This window comes from Microcoleus sp. BM001215392, from assembly GCF_036700185.1.
Taxonomy (GTDB): Bacteria; Cyanobacteriota; Cyanobacteriia; order Cyanobacteriales; family Microcoleaceae; genus Microcoleus.
The window spans coordinates 1-2770 of record NZ_JAUBOJ010000182.1 but is presented as its reverse complement, the minus strand read 5'-3'; the positions used below and the strand labels follow the sequence as shown (position 1 = coordinate 2770).

Annotated in this window: 2 protein-coding genes; one reads left to right on the top strand and one right to left on the bottom strand. The window is 51.4% G+C overall.

All coding sequences use genetic code 11. The features are described from left to right. Window positions 1–122 precede the first annotated feature (122 nt). Window positions 123–1016: a creatininase family protein gene (locus QT974_RS19110; RefSeq protein ID WP_333470013.1), complete on the bottom strand. Its 894-nt coding sequence runs from the start codon at window positions 1014–1016 to the stop codon at window positions 123–125. 525 nt (window positions 1017–1541) lie between these two features. Between QT974_RS19110 and QT974_RS19105 the strand changes: the two genes are divergently transcribed. Beyond that, a partial coding sequence (locus QT974_RS19105; RefSeq protein ID WP_333470012.1) for a GAF domain-containing protein occupies window positions 1542–2770 on the top strand: 1229 nt, incomplete at its 3' end.

Sequence of the window (2770 nt, the reverse complement as noted above, 5' to 3'; positions counted from 1 at the left end):
CTATTGTTGTGACTGCATTTCCACATCGATCTTTTTCCCTCTTCCAAATTCCATCGGACTTCCATCCGTGACATCCGTTACAGAATCCGTCAAGACAGTTACAACGTTCTTAATTGCTGCAACTATTGTTGTGACTGCATTTCCACATCGATCTTTTTCCCTCTTCCAAATTCCATCCGACTTCCATCCGTGACATCCGTTACAGAATCCGTTGCCGAACTTCCGGGCTGTCGAAACTTGTGCACATCTTTGATGACTTTTAGCCAGCCGTCAGATAGAGATTCCAGAATACGAGATCCCTTTTCCTTCGTCGCCACCGTCGCATCGCCCAGCACACCGCTATCAGTCAACTCCCGCGTCAGCCAAGCAAAAGGCAAATCACCTTCCATACTCAGCAAACTGTCAGCAGGCAAATCCCTCGGATACTCACAAACTGCTCGATCCATTTTCACCTGTTGCGGCAAAATTGACAACATCAAACTCGTTTCCGCATCTCCCGCATGAATTCCCAATTCTAACTCCTTCGCAGTTAGCAATTGGGCCGCCACATTCGGCACCCGCCAAACAAACAGCGGAAACACCGAAAAATCTTGATATTTTTGATGAATATCCCGCGCCGCAATTTCCATTACCTGCGGCTGTCCGCCGTGAGCATTCATCAAAACCAATTTGCGAAATCCGGCGCGATAAATACTGTCTGCAATGTCACTAATTACGGCTAAAAGTGTCTGAGCGCTGAGCATAATTGTACCTGGAAAATGCCAGTGTTCGTTTGATTTGCCGTAATACAAAGGTGGCAAAGCGTAAGCGGGAATATTTGCATCTAACTTGGCCAGTGCTCGGCCAGTCACGGCTGTACTAATTGCCGCATCCACAATTAAAGGCAAGTGCGGGCCGTGTTGTTCGATCGCACCTAGCGGCTGAATTATCACAGTATTTTCCTTGTCCGGCATCGACTGAATCTCTGTCCAAGTCAGATAGGGAAAAAAGCGGGATTCTGGAATAAAATTGTGCATATTGTGGCGGCAAGAGCAAAGGCCGGCAAGCAAATCATCTTCTGCCCTGAAAACTAAAAACTAATTCCCAAGATAGATAACTGATTCTGTCTGTCGGTAGATAATATAATATAGCAGATGCTTTAAATGGGTGCTGATAAATACAGCAGATTCCACGTTTAGGAAGTACACCCCGATCGCCCGGAGCGAGTGCCGGTTAGACACAGCGCTGTCCACAGGTGTCAGCTCAAGCTACCAGTCCGCCCAGTCCTTCTGTGGGCCCGTCAGTCCGTCCGCGGGAATGAATTCCTTCTCTGATAGAAGACAGTCCTCTCAAAGAGGACTGAAGAACTCATTAGTCGGCGACCGACGACTTTAGCTTTGAGGCAGGGAATTCATTCCCTGCCGGACTATTGGTTGTAGCTTAAGTTGACACGACCAAAGGCACGGCGCCGCCTCCCTACCCGTGGTAGTACCTACTTTCCCCAGCAAAAGTGCTGTAGACGATCGCCCGCTCAGACAGCAAGACATAGAGACGACTAATTGATGGAAGTTTGGCAAACCCCAGAAACAGATTTAGCGGACATTCCGATCGCCGAGGAACTGTCGCGCCGCACCCCTCGATCTCGGAACCTGCAAGCCGAAAACCGGGCGCTGCAAAAGCTAGCCCGAAAACTCGCAACCGAGCCTCACGCGCTGCTCGAAACATTGGTGGCGATCGCCCGAGATTTGTGCGGCGCAGGCAGCGTCGGAGTCTGCTTGCTAGAAGAAAATGCAACATCCGAACAAATATATCGCTGGGAAGCCTTGGCAGGCGCGTGGGAAGCCGCAGAACACACAAATACACCCCGCAGATTGCGATTGTCGGGAGCCGATCGAGACCTCCAAACTCCCCAGTTGTACTTCCATCCAGAACAATACTTTCCCGACTTGCCCAAGCCAGAATTGCCGATCGCCGAAGCATTAGTCGTGCCGCTGCGATCGTCCAATCAACCGCTGGGAGCAATCTGGATTGTATCTCACGACGACGATCGCCAATTCGATGCGGAAGATTTGCGGATCGCGATCGCGCTGGCAGACTTTGCCGTTGCCGCCCTAAAAGTCGATCGCGCCGAGCGCACCAAAGAAGCGCTCAGAGAAAGCGAAGAACGCTGGCAGCTAGCCTGTGCCGGCAACAGCGACGGCATTTGGGATCGCAACCTGCAAACAAGTTGCTTTGTAGTGAGCGATCGCCTGTTAGAGATTGTGGAACGCGGGCGGGAAGAATTCACCGACTTCGCACAATATTTGAGCTGGATTCATCCCGACGATTTGGAGAAAATGCAGAGCACTTGGCAGCAGCACTTGCAGCGAGAAACCTCGCATTACTGCTGCGAGTACCGCATCCGCTGTCGGGACGGGCGCTATAAATGGGTTTTAGCCCGAGGGCGAGCAATTTGGGACGAATCGGGAAATCCGGTGCGCGCCGCGGGATCGCTGACAGATATTAGCGATCGCAAACAAACTGAAACAGCCTTCGCTCAAAGCGAAGAACGTTTGAGCATCGCCATCGAAGGCTCGGGCATGGCAACCTGGGATCTAGACGTGCTCACAAATCGCGTAATTTGGTCGGCGAACCATTTCAGGATTTTCGGCGCCGAACCGGCACCAGGCGGCGAAGCAACGATCGCAGTGTGGAAAAACTGCGTGCATCCAGACGACTTAAAGCGAGTCATGCAAGCAGTTAAAACAGCTCGGAAAACGATCTCGCTCTACTCGATCGAATACCGAATCGT